A 17,312-nucleotide genomic window follows, 5' to 3' on the forward strand; every position below is an offset into this window, starting at 1 on the left:
AAGGTGACGTTCTTTCGAAGCTTTTTGCAAAAAGCTTCACCAAAAATCTTTACGATTTTCCAATGGTGTCGTCGCTTCGATTGTCTTGCCTCTGTTGTGCGTGCTGCAGGGGGGCTGGAAAAATCCTTTCGGGAATGCCGAACTGTCCACATATGGGCCATGCTTTCATCATGACGGGTGGTGCATCAATGTCGCATGCGGACCGGAAGGGCAGGGGATGAAAAGATGCTGCGTGCAATAGGATTGATGAGCGGCACGTCACTTGACGGCGTCGATGCGGCATTGGTCGAAACGGACGGCCACAGGGTTGGAAAACGTGGTCCCTCGCTCTCGCTTCCCTATGCACCGGAACTGCGCGCGGGGCTGCGCGACCTGCTGGACCGGGCGCCGGCACTGTCGCCTGACGCGCCACAGGTAAAGGCGATGGAACGTGAACTGACCCTCCGGCATGGCGAAGCCGTGCAGGCATTGCGGCAGAAGGCGGGATTTCCACATGTCGATGTCATCGGTTTCCATGGACAGACGATCCTGCATCAGCCGCAGGCGCAGCGGACATGGCAGATCGGGGACGCGGCCCTGCTGTGGCGCGAGACGGGAATTCCCGTCGTCCATGATTTCCGCAGCGCCGATGTCGCGGCGGGGGGCGAGGGGGCGCCGCTGGTCCCGTTCTATCACGCCGCCCTGCTGGGGGCGGAGGAACGGCCGGTTGCCATCGTCAATATCGGTGGCGTGGCGAACGTGACGCTGCTGGATACGGACGGGCGCGTCCATGCCTGCGACACCGGGCCGGGCAATGCGCTGCTGGATGACTGGGCGCGTATCCATACCGGGCACCCGTGCGATATTGACGGACGACTGGCCCGCGCGGGGCAGGTGGATCAGGCGATACTGCGCGATCTGCTGTCCGATCCGTTCTTTCACAGGCCCGCGCCAAAGTCCCTCGACCGGCAGTCCTTTCACCGCGCATTGGCGATGGTCTCCCGCCTGTCGGCACGGGACGGGGCCGCGACGCTTGCGGCATTTACCGTGGCGGCCATCGCCGGCACGCCGCTGCCACAGGTGCCGCGCGCATGGTATGTCTGTGGCGGCGGGGCCCATAATCCGGCCATCATGCAGGGCCTGCGCCAGCACCTGCCCGGCATCGTGGCGTCCGTCGCGGAACTGGGATGGGACGGGGATGCGCTGGAGGCGGAGTGTTTTGGCTTCCTGGCCGTGCGTTCCCTGCTGGGCCTGCCGATTTCCGCGCCAGAAACCACCGGGGTCAGCCATCCGCTGACGGGTGGGCGTATTGTCGGCGCTGCTGGCGCGGTCTAAAGAAACGCCCGTATTTTCCATAACGGATCGTGCCATTTCATGTCTGATGCTGCTTCCCTGCCTTTCGTGACGGTCATTTCCACGGGCGGGACGATCGCGCGTTATTCCGACAACCCGTGTGACACGGTGGATTATGCCGAAATAGGACAGGATCTGGATTCATCGGACCTGCTGTCGGCGCTGCCTGCTGTCGTGCGCGCGCGTTTCCGGGTGCGTGAGATTACATTTTCACAAAAGGACAGCAGCCATCTGGACATGTCGCAATGGGCTGCCCTTGCGTGTCGTATCCGCGACCTGCTGGCGGAAAACCCGGACATGGCGGGCATCGTGGTGACACATGGCACCACGACGCTGGAGGAAGGGGCGTTCTTCCTTGACCTCGTGCTGCGCGCGGATCGCCCGGTCGTGCTTGTCGGCGCCCAACGCCCCGCCAGCGCGATCAGCGCGGACGGACCGGCCAACCTGCATGCCGCGCTGCTGGTGGCGGCCTGCCCGCAGGCGCGTGGCAAGGGCGTACTGGTCGTCGCGGATAACGAGGTCCACGCCGCCGCCAGTGTGACCAAGGCCGCGACCTACCGGCTTGATACGTTCCGCTCCCCCGATTTCGGGCCGCTGGGCGTGATCGAGGGGGATGAGGTCCATTTCGCCCGCCAGCCCCTGGGCCGCCGGCATATCGACAGCGCCGTCCTTGGGCGCATCGCCCACGGCTGGCCGCGCGTGGACATCTGCTACAGCTATTCCGGGGGGGACGGGGCGGCGATCGCGGCGTTCCATGCGGCAGGCGCGCGCGGCATCGTGGTCGCCAGCATGCTGCCCGGGATGTGCGCGCCGGGGGAAAATGACGCGCTGGACGCCGTGCGGGCACAGGACGTGGCGGTGGTCATGTCGAGCCAGGGATCATGCGGGGCGACGATCCCGCGACAGGACCTGCGTCAGCGCGGGATCGTGGCTGCGGGCCGGCTGCGCCCGCGTCAGGCGCGTATCCTGCTGACATTGTGCCTGGCGATGGACATGACGATGGAACGGATTGCGGAGATGTTCGATATCTCCTGATGTGGGCACGGTATTTCCGGTGACTTCAGGCACTGTTTGAACAGCGCGCCCCTGACAATCCCCTGAAATCATAAAAGTTTTTGGTAAAGCTTTTTGTAAAAAGCTTCGAAAGGACGCCGCCTTTTTGGATAAAAGGGGGCACCCAAAAACTCCTGTCATTTATTATCGGCAGGCTGTTTCAAACAGCCTCTCAGAAAACGCTGTTGAAGGCGAACTGCGGCGACAGGACGCGCGCCGTGTCGTGTCCGGCGAAAATCGCGGTGACGCCCGCGATGACGCCAAAACGCGGGGACCAGTTATATTCGATGGCAGGCGCGATCATCCAGTCGCCCGATCCTTCGCCCACTGTATGGATCAGCCTGCCCCGCGCGTCATGGCCGTGGATGCTGGCCCCATCGGCCCAGTCCCGCGCAAGGTCGAGGGCAAGGACCCATTTCTGGCTGATGCCATATTCCAGTGAAAAGCCGCTTTCCCCGTACATGCCGGGGCGCGCCGTTCCGTGAAATCCCTGTGTCGTGCCGTAACTGCTGGTATTGGCGATGTGCGCCGTTGTCAGGGCGCGGCGGAACGTGCCCCATATCCGCAGGCGCAGCGCATGATGACCCGGCAGGGTATAGGTGGACTGTTCCGTCAGGGCGAGGCGGAACGTATAGGCGCCGGTTCCGATCCCGTCTTCCGTCCGGCCCAGCTTGGTATAATCCCCGGTGGGAAAGGCGATCCCGGCAAAGATGCTCAGCGCCGGGATATAGCGGGTGGGATCCGCATTCAGGTAACGCCACATGACATCCACGGGCAGGTCCCCGAATTTCGCGCCACTGGTGGTGTCGCCATGCCTGCGCCAGCCATAGCTGATGGTCGGGGTGGTCTGGATGCTGATGGCGTTGGTGATCGCGTATTTGTACAGGGTGAAGTTCGAAATGTCCCGTATCCCCGAATGAAGGGGGCCGTCCCGCCCGCCACTGTCGAGGTAGCCGGTGGGCGTGCTGTAGGCGAAATAGGGCTCGAACGCGAATACGCCCTTTTTGGTCAGCGCGCCGGAAGGGGAGACGAGGGAGCCGGTATACCACTGCTCATAAGTGCGGGAGAGGGCCTGCGACCCGCCTTCGCTGCTGTTGCCGGTATTTTCCCCGTGGGCGGCAGGGACATGCAGCAGCAGGCAGCCCATGACCGCCAGCCATGACGTGAGGCGGGGGCGGTATTTTTCACGGGTGGGGCGACGGCGTTCGGAAGGAAGGAAAAGGCCGTCGGTTGTGTGTGCAGGCAACGTGCGGGACTCGGTTTCGCCGGGCACGCGCAGGATCCATGCATAAACATGGCGGGCGTGTTCGTGGGATTCATGATGGTGACAGTTCGGGCCGCGTGGTCCCGTTCCATTTTACGGCATCATGATGGTTCCCGGCATCCGCGACATGTTCAGCTCCGTCGCCCCGGACACTCCCTGTCACGGGGCGGCATGGCCGGGCCACGCACGGTGGCCTGCCCTGCCGGGACCAAAAAAGGGGAAAACAGCCGCCGGAACAATACCTTCAAAATGTATGGCAGCTATTTCCCCCGTCGTGACCGGCAGGGGCGCAGCGTTACGAGCGGCGTATCATCCGCCAGCCCAGCGCCAGGACGCCCCAGATCAGCGGGATGACGGCAATCGTGCAGGTGCCGGCGGGATAATCGCACAGCATCAGCAGCAGCACGCACATCAAAAAGCCAAGCGACAGCCATGACGTAAAGGGCGCGCCAGGCATGGGAAAGCCCGTGGGCGCGATCTCGCCCCGTTTGATGGCCTGTCGCATCTTGATCTGGCTCAGCAGGATGAAGGCCCATGTGCTGATGATGCCGACAGAGGCGAAATTGAGGACGATTTCAAAGACCTGGCTGGGCACGATGTAATTCAGCACGACGCCAAGCAGGTAGATCGCAACCGTCAGCCCGATCCCCGCGGCGGGGACGGAGTTGCTGTTCATATAGGACAGGAAACGCGGCGCCGTCCCGCCCAGCGACATGGCGCGCAGGACGCGGCCCGTTGAATAAAGCCCCGAATTCAGGCTGGACAGCGCGGCCGTCAGGACGACGATGTTCATGACCGTGTCGATGCCCGGAATGCCCAGCGCCTGAAAGAACGTGACGAACGGGCTGACCCCCGCATGATACGCCGTCCATGGCAGCAGGCAGACCAGCAGGATGACGGAACCGACATAGAACAGGCCGATGCGCCAGATCACGCTGTTGATGCTGCGTGGCAGGAAGGTGCGCACGTCCTCGCACTCGCCCGCCGCCGTGCCGATAAGCTCGATCCCGGAATAGGCAAAGACCACGCCCTGCGTCAGGATCAGCGCGGGCAGCAGGCCGTGGGGAAACAGGCCGCCATTTTCGGAAATGAGGTGAAATCCGGTGCTGTGTCCCCCCACCGGCGTGCGCAGCCCCAGTACGACGGCCCCGACGACAAGGAAAAGCCCAAGCGCCACGACCTTGATGAGGGAGAACCAGAATTCCATCTCCCCGAACCATTTGACGCCAATCATGTTCATGCTGGTGACAATTCCCAGCGCGGCAAGGGCGAACACCCATTGCGGCACATGTTCGAACGTGCCCCAGAAATGCATGTACAGCGCCACGGCGGTAATATCGACGATACCCGTCATGGCCCAGTTCATGAACGACAGCCACCCGGCGGCATAGGATGCCTTCTCGCCCAGGAATTCACGCGTATAGGAAACGAAGCTTCCGCAGGTGGGGCGATACATCACCAGTTCGCCCAGGGCACGCAGGATCAGGAATGAGAAAACCCCGCACACCAGGTACACGATCGCAAGGGATGGTCCCGCCGACTGCAGGCGCGATCCCGCGCCCAGGAACAGGCCCGTGCCGATCGCCCCGCCGATCGCGATCATCTGGATCTGACGTTTCCCCAGGCCCTTGTGATATCCCTCGTCTTCCGCTTCCGGCAGGATATGCACGTTATCTTCGGAGGTGGGGTCCAGTTGCTTCATACTCTTGTTTCCGGTTGTCGATATGGGTTGGGGGCAGGCGACGAATGGGCCTTTTCCCGCTTGATACGGCGAAGGACAGGGGCAAGTGCTGTCTTCAGGTCGGGGGGGCTGGACGGTGCGTGGGGGGACGCGGCCGGTGCCTGCGCGCTTTCGATACGCGTCAGCAGCAGCTTTTGCGCGCGCGGCAGGTCCCCCGCCGTCATCGCATGCACAAGGGCATGGTATTCCCCATGAATGATCCGCGCGTCATGCAGCGTTGGCCGGGGCAGCGCGAGGCTGCTGCGGGCCATGAGCGAACGCATGTTTTCCGTCAGGATCGGGTTGTCCAGCAGCCGGGCGAGCCAAACGTGAAAATCCGCCAGCAGGAAGGACAGGTGGCTGATGTCGCCATCCTCCATCGCGGCGCGCTGCCGGGCAAGGTGGCGCAGCCCGGCTGCCGCCCTGTCGGGGGGCAGGGGAACCGTCAGGCGCAGGATGCCGATCTGGATGATCCGCCGTGCCTCGCACGTGGCGCGGATTTCCCCGCGGCCCTGTTCGGGGATGAACCAGCCGCGTTTCGCGACCACGCGCACCAGTCCGCGTCCCTCCAGCCGGACCAGCGCCTCGCGCACCGTGGCGCGGGACGCCCCGAAGGCATCGGCCAGCCGCCCCTCGCTCAGGCAGGTTCCCGGCACAAGAAGGTGCGCCATGACCGCGCGCAGCGTAACGCGTTCGATATACACGGGAAAAACTTCGTTCATTGCCCTGTCGTGTTGTTCCGGGTTGCGGTTGAACTTGTCAGACATCGTCATGTCTGACAAGAGCGCCCGACAGGCCGCGACGCGGGGGGACGACAACAAATTGTGCCCCATGATGCTGTACGGTATCGAGGCAGGGCATGTGCGACGCCGTCCCGCGGGGGCCGCGTCATCACGGCACGATGCGCGATGGCGCGGTTTATGGGGTGCGGTAGTGTTGCGCGGACTGTTCTGTATGATTCTGGTCCTTGCGGGGATGCTGGGCGCGGCCCGGGCGGAGGACGAGCGTTTCGACGCCAGTGAACTGGCGGCCGACGCGCCCCATTATTTCGTGCTGCGCGCGACCGATGCCCGCACGGCGCGCATGACGGGGGATGTCCGGGTGTCGGAAACGTCGCTGGATTTCACTAATGGCAGCAGGATGGACACCCAGCTTGTGAACACGGATCTGGAGGACGGGCTGGTCTATCGCGTTCTGGATGAGGAAAACCCGCCCATGCCGTCGGGGCGGCCACTCTGCCCCGCGCCGCTGCATCCGCTCTATCTCGTCTTTGACACCACGGCGCCACGGGATCAGTCCGATACGTACCACATGACCTTGTACTGCGGGTCACGTCCGCTGGACTTTGCCCTTGTGGACCCGGCGCGGCGTGCTGCGGTGCTGGTCTATCGCCGCACGACGGATACGAACTGGGCCCATTCCTCCGACGAAGGGGGATATGTGCGCGGGGAGGTGGAGGCCCATTGCAGGCTGACCCATCCGGCCGGCGTCCCGGGGGAACAGGTCTGCATCCAGCGCGAGGAGGATGCCTACCGCCAGATCCTCCAGCTCAAGGCGTCGCCCGACGCGCTGAAACGCTGCGGTTCGTACGTGACGGCGCGCGCCACCCATGCGCAGGGGGACGATGTCAGTTTTTCCAATATCCTGCATTGCCTTGGCCTGCGTGACAGCCGCGCGGTCTTTGATTACTGCGCCGCGCGCATCACGGGGCAGAAGCGTGCCAGTGACACGACATTCTGGGACGCGCAGCCGGAGCAGGCGAAGGGGATATCCCTGTGCTTCAACGCGCTGGCCGCCACGCAGGCCAGGAACTGAGGCTGCAGGCCGGCGCAGGATCAGTCGATCGGGTCGAGGATCATGACCTCCAGCGGCTTTGCCAGCAGCGTGGCGAAGCTTCTGGCCATGGCCTGGAAATGCGGCGTCTTTTCATGTTCCGCCAGGGCCTCGCGGCTGGCCCAGCGTTCGACGAACACGAACCGCGCGGGATTGGCGCCGTCGCGATGCGCGACATAGGAAAAATTGGTGCTTTCCGCGCGGGATGGCGGGACGCAGGCGGCAATCGCGGCTTCGACCTGCGCCTCGCATCCGGGCCTGGCCTCCACGATGGCGACGACGGTGATTTCCTTGCTCATGAAGAACGCTCCACACAATATCGGGACAGGGGGCCGACCCCGCGGAAGCGGCGGGCCCTTTCGTGCCTATGGCCCGGATGGTGGTAAAGTCAATGTTACCGGCTGAGCCGTGGAAGCCATCAGGCCCCGGCATGCAGGGGAGCGGGCGGGCAGGGATCAGGCGACCTGCGGCGCTTCCACCTGGGAGGCGAATTTCTGAAGCTCTTCATGGTGCAGGACAAAGACGCGGCTGCTTTTCCCCGCCTGTATGGCCTGCTGGGTATAGGGTGCCGCGGAGACCACGACAGCGATGCGCGCCGACAGGCTGGCCTTTGCCGCCACGCACTGGTGGATGATCGCCTCTTCCACGGGCCTGCGCTCGGTCCAGCACTGCACGACCATCGACAGGCCGTCCTTGCTGGCGGAGATGAGCGTGCCCGCATGTTCGACATTTCCCGGCAGGCGGGCGTTCCACCCTGCTTTTTCCAGCAGTTCCATGCAGTACGCGACATACTGGACGCAGGTCATGCCCGGTCGATACGGCTCGGCTGTCGTGATCAGGCGCAGGTCGGGGCGCGGCGGTGGCGGCCGGCTTGATACGGCGTCGATGCTGGCCAGAACCTTCTTTTCGATGTCCGTCCAGTAATGCTCCCGCTGTTCGTGCGCCAGCGCGGGGATCACGGTGGTGCGGCAGAAACGGCTGACCTCGCGCTGCCACTGCCGGTCCGGGGACTGTCCATGGGCGGCCTGTCCCTCATGCGCGTGAAGGCGGCGCTGGATCAGCAGCCCGGCATTGCGCTCGACAACTGTTCGTGCCTGTCGCAGGGCTGCACGTCGCCCCACGAATGCCATGATCGCACGATAAAGAACTACCAAGATCCATCCCGCCCCCATTATCAGCAACGCGGAGAGCAGCATTGATCCCACTTTCTGAAAACCACCTGTCATGAAGAACAGGTCCGTGGGCGCTGGCGGATCGGTGCGGGCGATGATGACGGGGCCCTGCTGCTCCTGCGCGTCGGGCGCGGGGGCAGGAGATTCGGCGGGCGTGTCTGTGCCGGTCCTGTCGTCGTCCGCGCCTGCCGCGGCGTCCGGTGTGGTTCGTGGCGGGGTGGCAGGCGCGTCGGCCGTCCTGCTGGCGGGCGGTGGGCTCAGATCGGCAATGTCGGCCGTCATGAAATATAGCGGCGGCATGCCCGGCACGGGCGGGCTGTGGCGCAGGAGGGGGAGGCCGTTTCGGTTTGCGATCTTTTCCCATCGCATGTCCGGCGTCACGGCATAGCACTGGCCCTGCGCCATGATGGTGTGTCGCCATCGCGGATCGTTCTGGTGCGGATTGGTGCGGTCATTCAGGCTCTTGAGGGCAGCATCGTCGCCGCACGCCACGCTGGGGTGCTTCACCTTGTAAATGCTGCCGGCCTGAGCATGGACAGGCAGGCACAGAAGCAGACAGGCGTATGCCCATACCCGCATGTTTTTCTCCGTCTTGTCCCACCCATCACGTGGGACGATAGGCAGCATATAGATGATTTTCGGCGATTTGTATGAAAACAACGCAGATATGCAGAAGATATCGATATCTGTAAAGCAGCCGTAAGGCCCGTTTGTCAGGGCGCGCGCCACCTGTCGCGCATATAACATTTAAGCGAGTGCGCAACGCCGCCCGCCCGCCATCCGGCGTTATGGGGGATATTCGCGCGCGGGCATGTGTCCACCGGATATCTGCCCCATGCCCGCCGGTATGGCGCGGCGGGCGTTCCTGTCGGAACTTGGGGCCGTTTTCTGGGGGCGTTATCGGGACAGGGGCGCATGGACAATCAATTTCTGGTGGCGCTTGCGCGGCATCCCGCCGTCCGCGACGCGCTGGGACGCTGTTACGGACGCGCCGACATGATGCTGGAGGCCGGGTGGGAACAGGTGGCCGACGGGATGAAGGCCGTCATGCGCGGTATCGGGTGCGAGGTCATATTTTCCTCTCCCGCCACGCGCTGTCGCGTGGTGGCGCAACGCATCGCGACGGCGCTGGGGCTGGAAATCCGGATTGACGGGCGCCTTCACGAACTCGATTTCGGCAGGTGGGAGGGCATGCTGTGGCGCGACGTGCCGCGCACCGCGCTGGACGCATGGGCGCGCGATGTCGAGGGATATACCTTCCCCGATGGCGAAAATGCCCGCGCCCTGCGGGCCCGCGTGGCGGAATTCTGGGATGATGTCATGCAACAGCGCCGTCCCTGCGCGGTCGTGACGCATGGCGGCCCGCTGCGCCTGCTGCGCGCGCTGGCGCGTGGCGGCGTGGCCGCGTTGCCGGGGGATGATGCGCCACCCATGGGTTCCGTCCACGTCATGCAGCCCCGGCTGGCGCATGCCGGTCGCAACGGCTGATCCCCGCCTTCAGAAGGAAAAGGCGGGAACCGTCATCAGGAGCGCACATTCCGCAAGGCACGCGCACGCGCCCAGCACATCGCCCGTCTGTCCGCCGATCTGCCGCCGGGCCAGGCGGATCATTGTGCCCGCGACCATCGCCGTGACAACCACCGCGCCCGCCGCGCGCCACACGCCCAGCAGCCACCATGACAGTACTGCCACAAGCAGCAGGCATGCCAGCAGCGCCCCTGCCGGAACATGTGCCATGCGGCTGGCAAGCCCATCCGTACGGGCCGGGGGCAGGCGGGCGAGCATGACCGCCATCGCCGTGCGTGCCAGCGCGCCCGTGACCGGCAGCAGCAGCAGCGCCAGTGCGGGGGAAATCCCGCCAATCGCCCCGACGCGGGCCATGAGTACCAGCGCCAGCGCCATCATGCCGTAACTGCCGATGCGGCTGTCGCGCATGATCTCCAGCTTGCGCGCGCGGGTCGCACCGCCGCCAAACCCGTCCGCCATGTCCGCCAGCCCGTCTTCGTGCAGGCCGCCCGTCAGCAGGATCTGCCCCGCAACACCTGCCACGGCACACGGCAGGGGCGGGATGCCCAACCGCATCAGCCCCACGAACACCATCGCGCCCGCCATGCCGCAGAAGGCCCCCACGACGGGCCACGTCCATACGCAGCGCGTCATGTCATAGGGCAGGCCGTCACGCGCCAGCCATCCCACCGGCATCCGCGTCAGCAGCCCCACCCCGCAGACGATGTCCGCGCGCAGGCATGCCAGCAGGCGGGTCATGAACGGCTGCTGATCCGTGTCTGATCAAAGGTCGCCATGCCGTTATGGCAGGCAACGGCGCTGCGCAGCAGGGGAATGACCAGCGCCGCGCCCGAGGCCTCGCCCAGGCGCAGGCCGAAATCCAGCAGCGGCGACAGGCCCAGTGCACGGGCCAGCACCGCATGGCCGCTTTCGGCGGAACAGTGCGACAGCACGGTATGGTCCAGCCCCTGACGGTGCATGCGCGCAAGGGGGGCGGCAGCGGCGGTGCAGACAAAACCGTCCAGCACGACCGGGATGCCGCGCCACCGCGCGGCAAGGACCGCGCCCATGATCGCCGCCAGTTCATGGCCGCCCATCGCCTGCGCGACCAGCAGGGGATCGTCCAGCATGCTTTCATGCAGGGCCAGCGCCTGGTCGATCACGCTGCCCTTGTGCACCACCCCGGCCTTGTCCAGCCCGGTGCCGCGTCCCGCCCACTGCGCCCCGTGCCCGCCCAGAAGCCCCGCCGCAATGGCGGAGGCCGCCGTCGTGTTGCCGATCCCCATTTCGCCAAGGCACAGCAGGTCGGTATCTTCCTCCACGGATTCCATCCCCGTCGTGACGGCGTCAAGGAACGCCGTTTCCGTCATGGCGGGGGCGCGGGTGAAATCGGTGGTGGGGCGCAGATCCATCAGCGGCACGACCCGCAGTTCCGCGCCGCCGACCCTTGCAATCTGGTTGATCGCCGCGCCACCCGCGTTGAAATTCTCCACCATCCGTGCCGTGACGCTGGCGGGCCAGGGCGAAACCCCGCGCGCCACGACGCCATGATTGCCCGCAAAGACGATGATGCGCACGTGATCCAGCCGCGGGCTTGTGCGGCCCTGCCACCGTCCCAGCCACGCGGTCAGGCGTTCCAGCCGTCCAAGGCTGCCGGCGGGCTTGGTCAGCGTGCGCTCGCGCTCCGCGATGGGGGCATCGACGCTGCTGTCGGCGGGTGGCAGGTCGATGCATGCGGCACGCAGCTGCGCCATCGAGGTCAGGCGCTGCGGAAGGGATGCTGCGGTGGCAGCGCGGGATACACGGGATGGCATGACCGCATTTGTGTGGTCTTATGCCGCGCGATGCAAGATGGGGGAGGGGTCAAATGCAGGCTTTGGCTGAAGCGGCGGGCGCGGCGGTCGGCATGGCCGGGACCGTGCTGGTTCTGGGGGGCGCGCGTTCAGGAAAAAGCAGTTTCGCGGAACGGGTTGTCGGAAAATGGCCCGCGCCGTGGACCTATGTCGCGACCGCGCGCATCCATGACGCGGAAATGCGCGAGCGGGTGGCCCATCACCGCGCCACCCGTCCGCCGGGCTGGCACACGGTGGAGGAGCCGGTGGATATCGCGTCCGTCCTTGACGGCGCGGGCGCGTGGCCGGTGCTGGTGGACTGCCTGACGCTGTGGCTGACGAACCTCCTGCTTGGCGGATATGATGTCGCGGCCGCGACCGGGGGGGTGCTGGCGGCGCTGCGTCGCAGGGGCGGCCCCACCGTGCTGGTGGGGAACGAGGTGGGACTTGGCATCGTGCCCGACAATGCGCTGGCGCGTCGTTTCCGTGACGAGGCGGGACTGCTGCATCAGGCCATTGCGCGGGAGGCGGGGCGCGTGGTGTTCATGGTGGCTGGCCTGCCGATGGAGATGAAATGACCCGTTTCCCCAAACCCCGCCATCATCGTGAAAGGATGCGCCGCCATGGTGGAAGGCAGGCGCGCGCCGTGACGGGAAGAGGCGGTGGCCGCATGCCGGGAATGACGCCGGCCGGACATCATTTCCGCGATGGCGTAATGGCGCGGACGGGGGAGGGAGCCTGATGGCGCGCGCGCTGATGCTGCAGGGCACGGGGTCGAGCGTCGGGAAATCGGTTCTGGTCGCGGGCCTTGCGCGGGCCTGTGTGCGCCGGGGCCTGCGCGTGCGTCCGTTCAAGCCGCAGAACATGTCCAACAATGCCGCCGTTACCCCCGACGGGGGTGAAATCGGACGCGCCCAGGCATTGCAGGCGCGTGCCTGTGGCGTGGCACCCTGCGTGGACATGAATCCCGTCCTGCTGAAACCGCAGGGCATGACGGGATCGCAGCTTGTGGTGCGCGGGCAGGTGCGACGGCAGGTCCATTCCCGCGATTTCACATCCTTCCGGCGCGACCTGATGCCGGTGGTGCTGTCTTCCTTTGGCAGGCTGGCCGGTGAATGTGATCTCGTGCTTGTCGAAGGGGCGGGCTCCGCGTCGGAGGTCAACCTGCGGGATAACGATATCGCGAACATGGGCTTCGCGCAGGCGGCGGACGTGGATGTCGTCATGATCGGCGATATCGACCGGGGCGGGGTGATCGCAAGCCTTGTCGGCACGCGCGCGGTGCTGCCGGCGCAGGATGCCGCGCGGATACACGGTTTCATCGTCAACCGCATGCGGGGGGATCCGTCCCTGTTCGCCGCGGGCATGACGGCGATCGCGGACCATACCGGCTGGCGGCCGCTGGGGCTGGTGCCGTTTCTGGAACGGGTGCGCGACCTGCCGGCGGAGGACGCGGCCGACCTGCGTGCGGGGCGCGGGGGACATGGCAGTGTGCATGTGGCGGTGCCGTGGCTGCCCATGATCGCGAACTTCGATGACCTCGACCCCCTGCGTGCCGAAGCGGACATCGCCCTGACGATCGTGGCGCGCGGGCAGCCGCTGCCCCCGTGCGACCTTGTGATCCTGCCGGGGTCGAAGGCAACACTTGCCGATCTGGACAGCCTGCGGCGGGAGGGATGGGACATCGACCTGCACGCCCATGTCCGGCGCGGGGGGCATATGCTGGGGATCTGTGGCGGTTACCAGATGCTGGGACGGTCTGTGGCCGATCCGCACGGGGTGGAAGGAACACCCGGCCGGGTTGCCGGGCTTGGGCTGCTGGATGTTGAAACGGTCCTGTCAGGGGAAAAGCGGCTGGAAAACGTTTCGGGGAAACTGCTGCCCGAAGGCGCGCGGGTGCGGGGATACGAGATGCATATGGGCGTGACCGACGGGCCGGATCACGTACTGCGGCCCATGATCGACCTGCATACCCATGCCGATGGCGCGATGACGCGTTCGGGGCGCGTGTGGGGGACATATGTGCACGGGCTGCTGGCCGATGGCGCGGCGCGGCGGTGCCTGCTGGCGCGGCTGGGCGCGGGATCGGACGGCCGTGACCATGACGGCACGGTGGAAGAGGCACTCGACAGGCTGGCGGATCATCTGGAACGCCATGTCGATATCGATGCCCTGCTGGAACTGGCGCGACCCGTCACCCCCGCATGACGGGCTTTCGGCCTTTGCGCCACGCGCGTCGTGTCATGAGGGCCAGCGTGATCAGGACCACGCCCTGCACCACGCAGGCGCGGCGATAGAGGGCAAGCGCGCGTTCAAGGTCGCGCGGCGTCACGCGGGCGCTGCCATCGCCCACCCATGGTTCATGCGATACCACCCCATGATAGGAACGCGGCCCCGACAGCCGCACCCCCAGCGCGCCCGCCATCGCGGCCTCCGGCCATCCCGCGTTGGGGGAGCGGTGGCGCCGCGCATCGCGCCGCACGATGCGCCAGGCCCCGCGCGCGTCCATGCCCGGCATCGTCATGGCCGCAAGGATGATCCATAGCGCGGACAGGCGGGAGGCAGGCAGGTTGACGAGGTCATCCAGACGCGCCGCGGCATAGCCGAAACGGTCATGGCGCGGGGTGCGATGGCCGATCATGCTGTCGGCCGTATTGACCGATTTGTAAAATGCGGCCCCCGCCGGTCCCCCGATGACCATCCACAGCAGGGGGGCGACAACGCCGTCCGAAAAATTCTCCGCCAGGGTTTCTATCGCCGCGCGCATCACCCCGGCTTCGTCAAGCTGCGTCGGATCGCGTCCGACGATGTGCGAAACCGCGGCGCGTGCCTGTGGCAGTCCGTCCCGCGCGGCAATGCTGACCGCCCGGACATGTTCCCATAACGAGCGTTGCGCGCTGAGCGCGCTGGCCCCGATGCCGCCGGCAAGGAGCATGAGTGGCGGCGGAAGGCGGCGTGACGCTGCGGCCTGCAGCAGTATCACACTGCCGCACGGAACCGTCGCGATGATGGATATTGCGAAAAAACCGTTTCTGAATCTTGAACGATCGCAATCCATGTCGCGGTTCATCCGCCGGTCCAGAGCATCCGTCAGCCGTCCCGTCCACATCACCGGATGGCCGATCCGGCGGACCAGCCATTGCGGATAACCCGCAATGGCGTCACACGCGGCGGCAATGCAGGTGATCGCCACGTTGCGGGCAAGGAAAGGCAGGATGTTCATGGGCGCGCAATATTGCGCCGACGCCATTGGGTCAAGGCAGGGGATGAATACTCCCCACCTGTACACATGGCATGTCTGACGCCAGCGTGTGGCCGTCATGCGGCATTCATGGATGGATGTGGAAATTCATGTTCTGAAAATTGAAGTAATGATAACGGGATATATTTAAATTCAACGATACCGCACCGTTTGGCGCGGATGTCATATCATGCGTCCGTAGGCAGGATCGTTACGGTTGATATTAAGAAAAACCGCCAATTTATTCGACATTCGCTTGACATTGTCAGGTTTCGCGTCGAAATGAAGGAATATCGTGGTATATCCATAACGTCCCAGTTGCGTGTTTTGTAATGTCAGCCCAACAGCAGGTAGTCAGCGATGGAAGTCATCGTCGGGCGGTCTGCCTGCATCCGGTCGGGAACGGCGCGGGCAGTGCCGATTGCGATGTCATGCGCCGGGTTGGTGATGGGATACATACATTTATTTAAGGGTGGAGTGTATGGCAGACAACAAAAAGGCAACCGTTCGCAAGGGACGGCGCACGGCGGAAACCGCCAGGGCATCGGCCGGCGGCACCGCCCGTCGCACCACGGCATCGCGCAAGCGCGCGCCAGCCGTGGAAGAGGCTGAGGCGCCCGTGGAAAAAGTGGCAAAGAAAGCCACGGCTTCGAAAAAACGCGTGACGCGCGCGAAGAAATCCGAAACCCCTGTGAAGGTCGATCCGGTTCAGGTCGAACTGATCGAAGAGGTGGTGGAAGTCGTCCCCGTCCCGGCGCGCAGGGGACGTCGCAAGGCTGCCGCGGTTGCGGAACCTGTTGCGAAACCGCCCGTGGAAAAGAAAACCACCACGCGCCGCAAGCGCGCGGCCGCAGCCCCGGCCCCGGTGGCGGAAGCATCAGCCCCGGTGAAGACGCGCCGCCGTCGCGCGGCGGCCGTGGCGCCGGAACCGGTTGAAGAACCTGTTGCCGCCCCCGTCAGGAAGACCCGTAAACGCAGCGCCGCCGCCGCAGTGCCCGAGCCGGTGAAGGAAGCCGTCAGGGCCAAGGCCCCGGCACGTCGTACCCGCAAGGCCAAGGCCCCGGTCGAAGCCGTTGTTGTTGAAGAGGTCGTCGAAACCCCGGCGCGCAAGCGCGTGGCGCGCGCCAGAAAGCCCGTGGCGGAGAAGGTGGTGGAGGAAGTATCCCCCGCCCCCGTGCGTGTCCGCGCGACCGCGCGCCGCAAGAAGGCAGTTGCCGAAGAAGTGAACAGGGCCGATGCCCCGGCGCGTAAGCCAGCAAAGTCCAGGGCGGCTCCGCCCCGGACGGCACCGAAAAAGGCCGCTCCCGCCAAGGCCGCCGAGCGTGCGCCGAAAGTTAAGCGTTCCGCCGTGGAAGCGTGGCGTGAAGCGCGTGCCCTGCGCAAGCAGGCGCGTCTGGACCGTCTGGCCGCGCAGCGCAAGGACAAGTAATACGGCCCCATGCCGGGGCGTATTTGGTGGCGCGCGATCCCGTCAGGGAAAGCCCGCGCGTCGTCCAGGCCCGTCCATTGATGCGACCCGCCTTCGTGGCGGGTCGTTTCATTTTCGGGACAGGTGGTTCAGGATGGTAAAATCATCCACCGGGCCGCATCCGGGCAGGCGGCAGTCATGCCACCGTCCGGGTGATGCCATTATGCATTGTAATGATGGAGACATGACATCCCGATGAACAGATCGCATGCCGTCCCCTCCCGTCGCACATTCATGCAGGTAATGGCGGGTGCCTCGGCCCTTGTCGCGACGCCCGGCGTCGTGGTGCGCGGGCACGCGGCGCCATCGGCCCCGCCCCATACGCCCGTGTTTTTCAATGATGCCGAATGGAAATTCCTGAACGCGGCGTGCGCGCGCCTGATTCCCGGCGATGCGCTGGGGCCTGATGCGGTCGCGCTTGGCGTGCCGCGTTTCATCGACCTGCAGATGGATACGCCCTATGGCCGGGGACAGCTGTGGTACATGCATGAACCGTTTGTCGAGGGGCCGGCAAACCTTGGATACCAGTTGCCTCATGCGCCGTGCGAACTCTATCGCCGGGGGATCGCCGGTGCCAATGCATGGTGTCTGCATCACGAAGGATCGGATTTTGCCGGCCTGCCCGCCGCGCGTCAGGATGAAATCCTGACGATGATGGAAAAGGGGGAAATGGCGTTTGACGATATTCCGTCGGATATGTTTTTCGAACAGTTGCTGTCCAATACAATGGAAGGTGCGTTTGCCGATCCGGTGCATGGCGGCAATGTCGGGCTGAAATCGTGGACCATGATCGGCTTTCCCGGCGCACGGGCCGACTTCATGGACTGGGTGGATCAGTACGGGGTGACATACCCGCTGGGCAGTGTTTCAATTTCCGGGGAAACCGCCTGA

At 65.2% G+C, this 17,312-nt stretch carries 16 protein-coding genes; 8 read left to right on the top strand and 8 right to left on the bottom strand.

Annotated elements, in window-relative coordinates; genetic code table 11:
* Positions 1–225: 225 nt before the first annotated feature.
* Both NJLHNGOC_RS00075 and NJLHNGOC_RS00080 read left to right on the top strand, forming a co-directional pair.
* On the top strand, positions 226–1,314 hold the full coding sequence (locus NJLHNGOC_RS00075; RefSeq protein WP_113594777.1) for an anhydro-N-acetylmuramic acid kinase: 1,089 nt from the start codon (positions 226–228) through the stop codon (positions 1,312–1,314).
* A gap of 39 nt (positions 1,315–1,353) precedes the next feature.
* The gene (locus NJLHNGOC_RS00080) at positions 1,354–2,367 is read left to right on the top strand and encodes an asparaginase (RefSeq protein ID WP_113594572.1); all 1,014 of its coding nucleotides are present in this window, start codon (positions 1,354–1,356) and stop codon (positions 2,365–2,367) included.
* A 190-nt stretch (positions 2,368–2,557) separates the two neighbouring features.
* Here NJLHNGOC_RS00080 and NJLHNGOC_RS00085 read toward each other — a convergent pair whose 3' ends face one another.
* The 3 genes from NJLHNGOC_RS00085 to NJLHNGOC_RS00095 all read right to left on the bottom strand — a co-directional run bounded on the left by NJLHNGOC_RS00085 (position 2,558) and on the right by NJLHNGOC_RS00095 (position 6,142).
* A complete protein-coding gene (locus NJLHNGOC_RS00085) occupies positions 2,558–3,532 on the bottom strand; it encodes a hypothetical protein (RefSeq protein WP_113594778.1) in 975 nt (324 codons plus the stop codon).
* Between the two features lie 412 nt (positions 3,533–3,944).
* Entirely contained in the window at positions 3,945–5,351 is a 1,407-nt protein-coding gene (locus tag NJLHNGOC_RS00090) for an amino acid permease (protein ID WP_113594573.1), read from the bottom strand.
* The gene (locus NJLHNGOC_RS00095) at positions 5,348–6,142 is read right to left on the bottom strand and encodes a GntR family transcriptional regulator (RefSeq protein WP_165837808.1); all 795 of its coding nucleotides are present in this window, start codon (positions 6,140–6,142) and stop codon (positions 5,348–5,350) included. The genes NJLHNGOC_RS00090 and NJLHNGOC_RS00095 overlap by 4 nt, the downstream gene beginning before the upstream one ends.
* Between NJLHNGOC_RS00095 and NJLHNGOC_RS00100 the strand changes: the two genes are divergently transcribed.
* Positions 6,141–7,184 carry a hypothetical protein gene (locus tag NJLHNGOC_RS00100; RefSeq protein ID WP_239021237.1) on the top strand — a complete coding sequence of 348 codons (1,044 nt, stop codon included), beginning with the start codon at positions 6,141–6,143 and terminating at the stop codon, positions 7,182–7,184. The two genes, NJLHNGOC_RS00095 and NJLHNGOC_RS00100, sit on opposite strands and share 2 nt — an antisense overlap.
* A 20-nt stretch (positions 7,185–7,204) precedes the next feature.
* Here NJLHNGOC_RS00100 and NJLHNGOC_RS00105 read toward each other — a convergent pair whose 3' ends face one another.
* Together NJLHNGOC_RS00105 and NJLHNGOC_RS00110 are read right to left on the bottom strand one after the other, a co-directional pair.
* The gene (locus NJLHNGOC_RS00105; RefSeq protein WP_113594575.1) at positions 7,205–7,501 is read right to left on the bottom strand and encodes a putative quinol monooxygenase; all 297 of its coding nucleotides are present in this window, start codon (positions 7,499–7,501) and stop codon (positions 7,205–7,207) included.
* 156 nt (positions 7,502–7,657) lie between these two features.
* Positions 7,658–8,953, bottom strand: coding sequence for a restriction endonuclease (locus NJLHNGOC_RS00110; protein WP_133258650.1), 1,296 nt, complete (start codon positions 8,951–8,953; stop codon positions 7,658–7,660).
* Positions 8,954–9,289: 336 nt separating this feature from the next.
* Between NJLHNGOC_RS00110 and NJLHNGOC_RS00115 the strand changes: the two genes are divergently transcribed.
* The gene (locus NJLHNGOC_RS00115; RefSeq protein ID WP_113594577.1) at positions 9,290–9,862 is read left to right on the top strand and encodes a histidine phosphatase family protein; all 573 of its coding nucleotides are present in this window, start codon (positions 9,290–9,292) and stop codon (positions 9,860–9,862) included.
* 9 nt (positions 9,863–9,871) lie between these two features.
* Here NJLHNGOC_RS00115 and cobS read toward each other — a convergent pair whose 3' ends face one another.
* Complete coding sequence (cobS, locus tag NJLHNGOC_RS00120) at positions 9,872–10,639, bottom strand: adenosylcobinamide-GDP ribazoletransferase (RefSeq protein WP_113594578.1); 768 nt, start codon at positions 10,637–10,639, stop codon at positions 9,872–9,874.
* Positions 10,636–11,694 (bottom strand): nicotinate-nucleotide--dimethylbenzimidazole phosphoribosyltransferase, encoded by a 1,059-nt coding sequence (gene cobT / locus NJLHNGOC_RS00125; protein ID WP_113594579.1) that lies wholly within the window; start codon positions 11,692–11,694, stop codon positions 10,636–10,638. The genes cobS and cobT overlap by 4 nt, the downstream gene beginning before the upstream one ends.
* A 53-nt stretch (positions 11,695–11,747) precedes the next feature.
* Here cobT and cobU point away from each other — a divergent pair, with 53 nt between their 5' ends.
* Positions 11,748–12,290, top strand: a complete 543-nt coding sequence (gene cobU / locus NJLHNGOC_RS00130; RefSeq protein ID WP_113594580.1) for a bifunctional adenosylcobinamide kinase/adenosylcobinamide-phosphate guanylyltransferase — start codon at positions 11,748–11,750, stop codon at positions 12,288–12,290.
* Between the two features lie 163 nt (positions 12,291–12,453).
* Positions 12,454–13,920: a cobyric acid synthase gene (locus NJLHNGOC_RS00135; protein WP_113594581.1), complete on the top strand. Its 1,467-nt coding sequence runs from the start codon at positions 12,454–12,456 to the stop codon at positions 13,918–13,920.
* Here the strand turns inward: NJLHNGOC_RS00135 and cbiB are convergent.
* Positions 13,907–14,935, bottom strand: a complete 1,029-nt coding sequence (cbiB, locus tag NJLHNGOC_RS00140) for an adenosylcobinamide-phosphate synthase CbiB (protein ID WP_113594582.1) — start codon at positions 14,933–14,935, stop codon at positions 13,907–13,909. The two genes, NJLHNGOC_RS00135 and cbiB, sit on opposite strands and share 14 nt — an antisense overlap.
* A 499-nt stretch (positions 14,936–15,434) precedes the next feature.
* Here cbiB and NJLHNGOC_RS00145 point away from each other — a divergent pair, with 499 nt between their 5' ends.
* Together NJLHNGOC_RS00145 and NJLHNGOC_RS00150 are read left to right on the top strand one after the other, a co-directional pair.
* Positions 15,435–16,382, top strand: a complete 948-nt coding sequence (locus NJLHNGOC_RS00145; protein ID WP_113594583.1) for a hypothetical protein — start codon at positions 15,435–15,437, stop codon at positions 16,380–16,382.
* A 234-nt stretch (positions 16,383–16,616) separates the two neighbouring features.
* Positions 16,617–17,312, top strand: coding sequence for a gluconate 2-dehydrogenase subunit 3 family protein (locus tag NJLHNGOC_RS00150; protein ID WP_239021238.1), 696 nt, complete (start codon positions 16,617–16,619; stop codon positions 17,310–17,312).

Source organism: Novacetimonas cocois, assembly GCF_003311635.1.
Taxonomy (GTDB): domain Bacteria; phylum Pseudomonadota; class Alphaproteobacteria; order Acetobacterales; family Acetobacteraceae; genus Novacetimonas; species Novacetimonas cocois.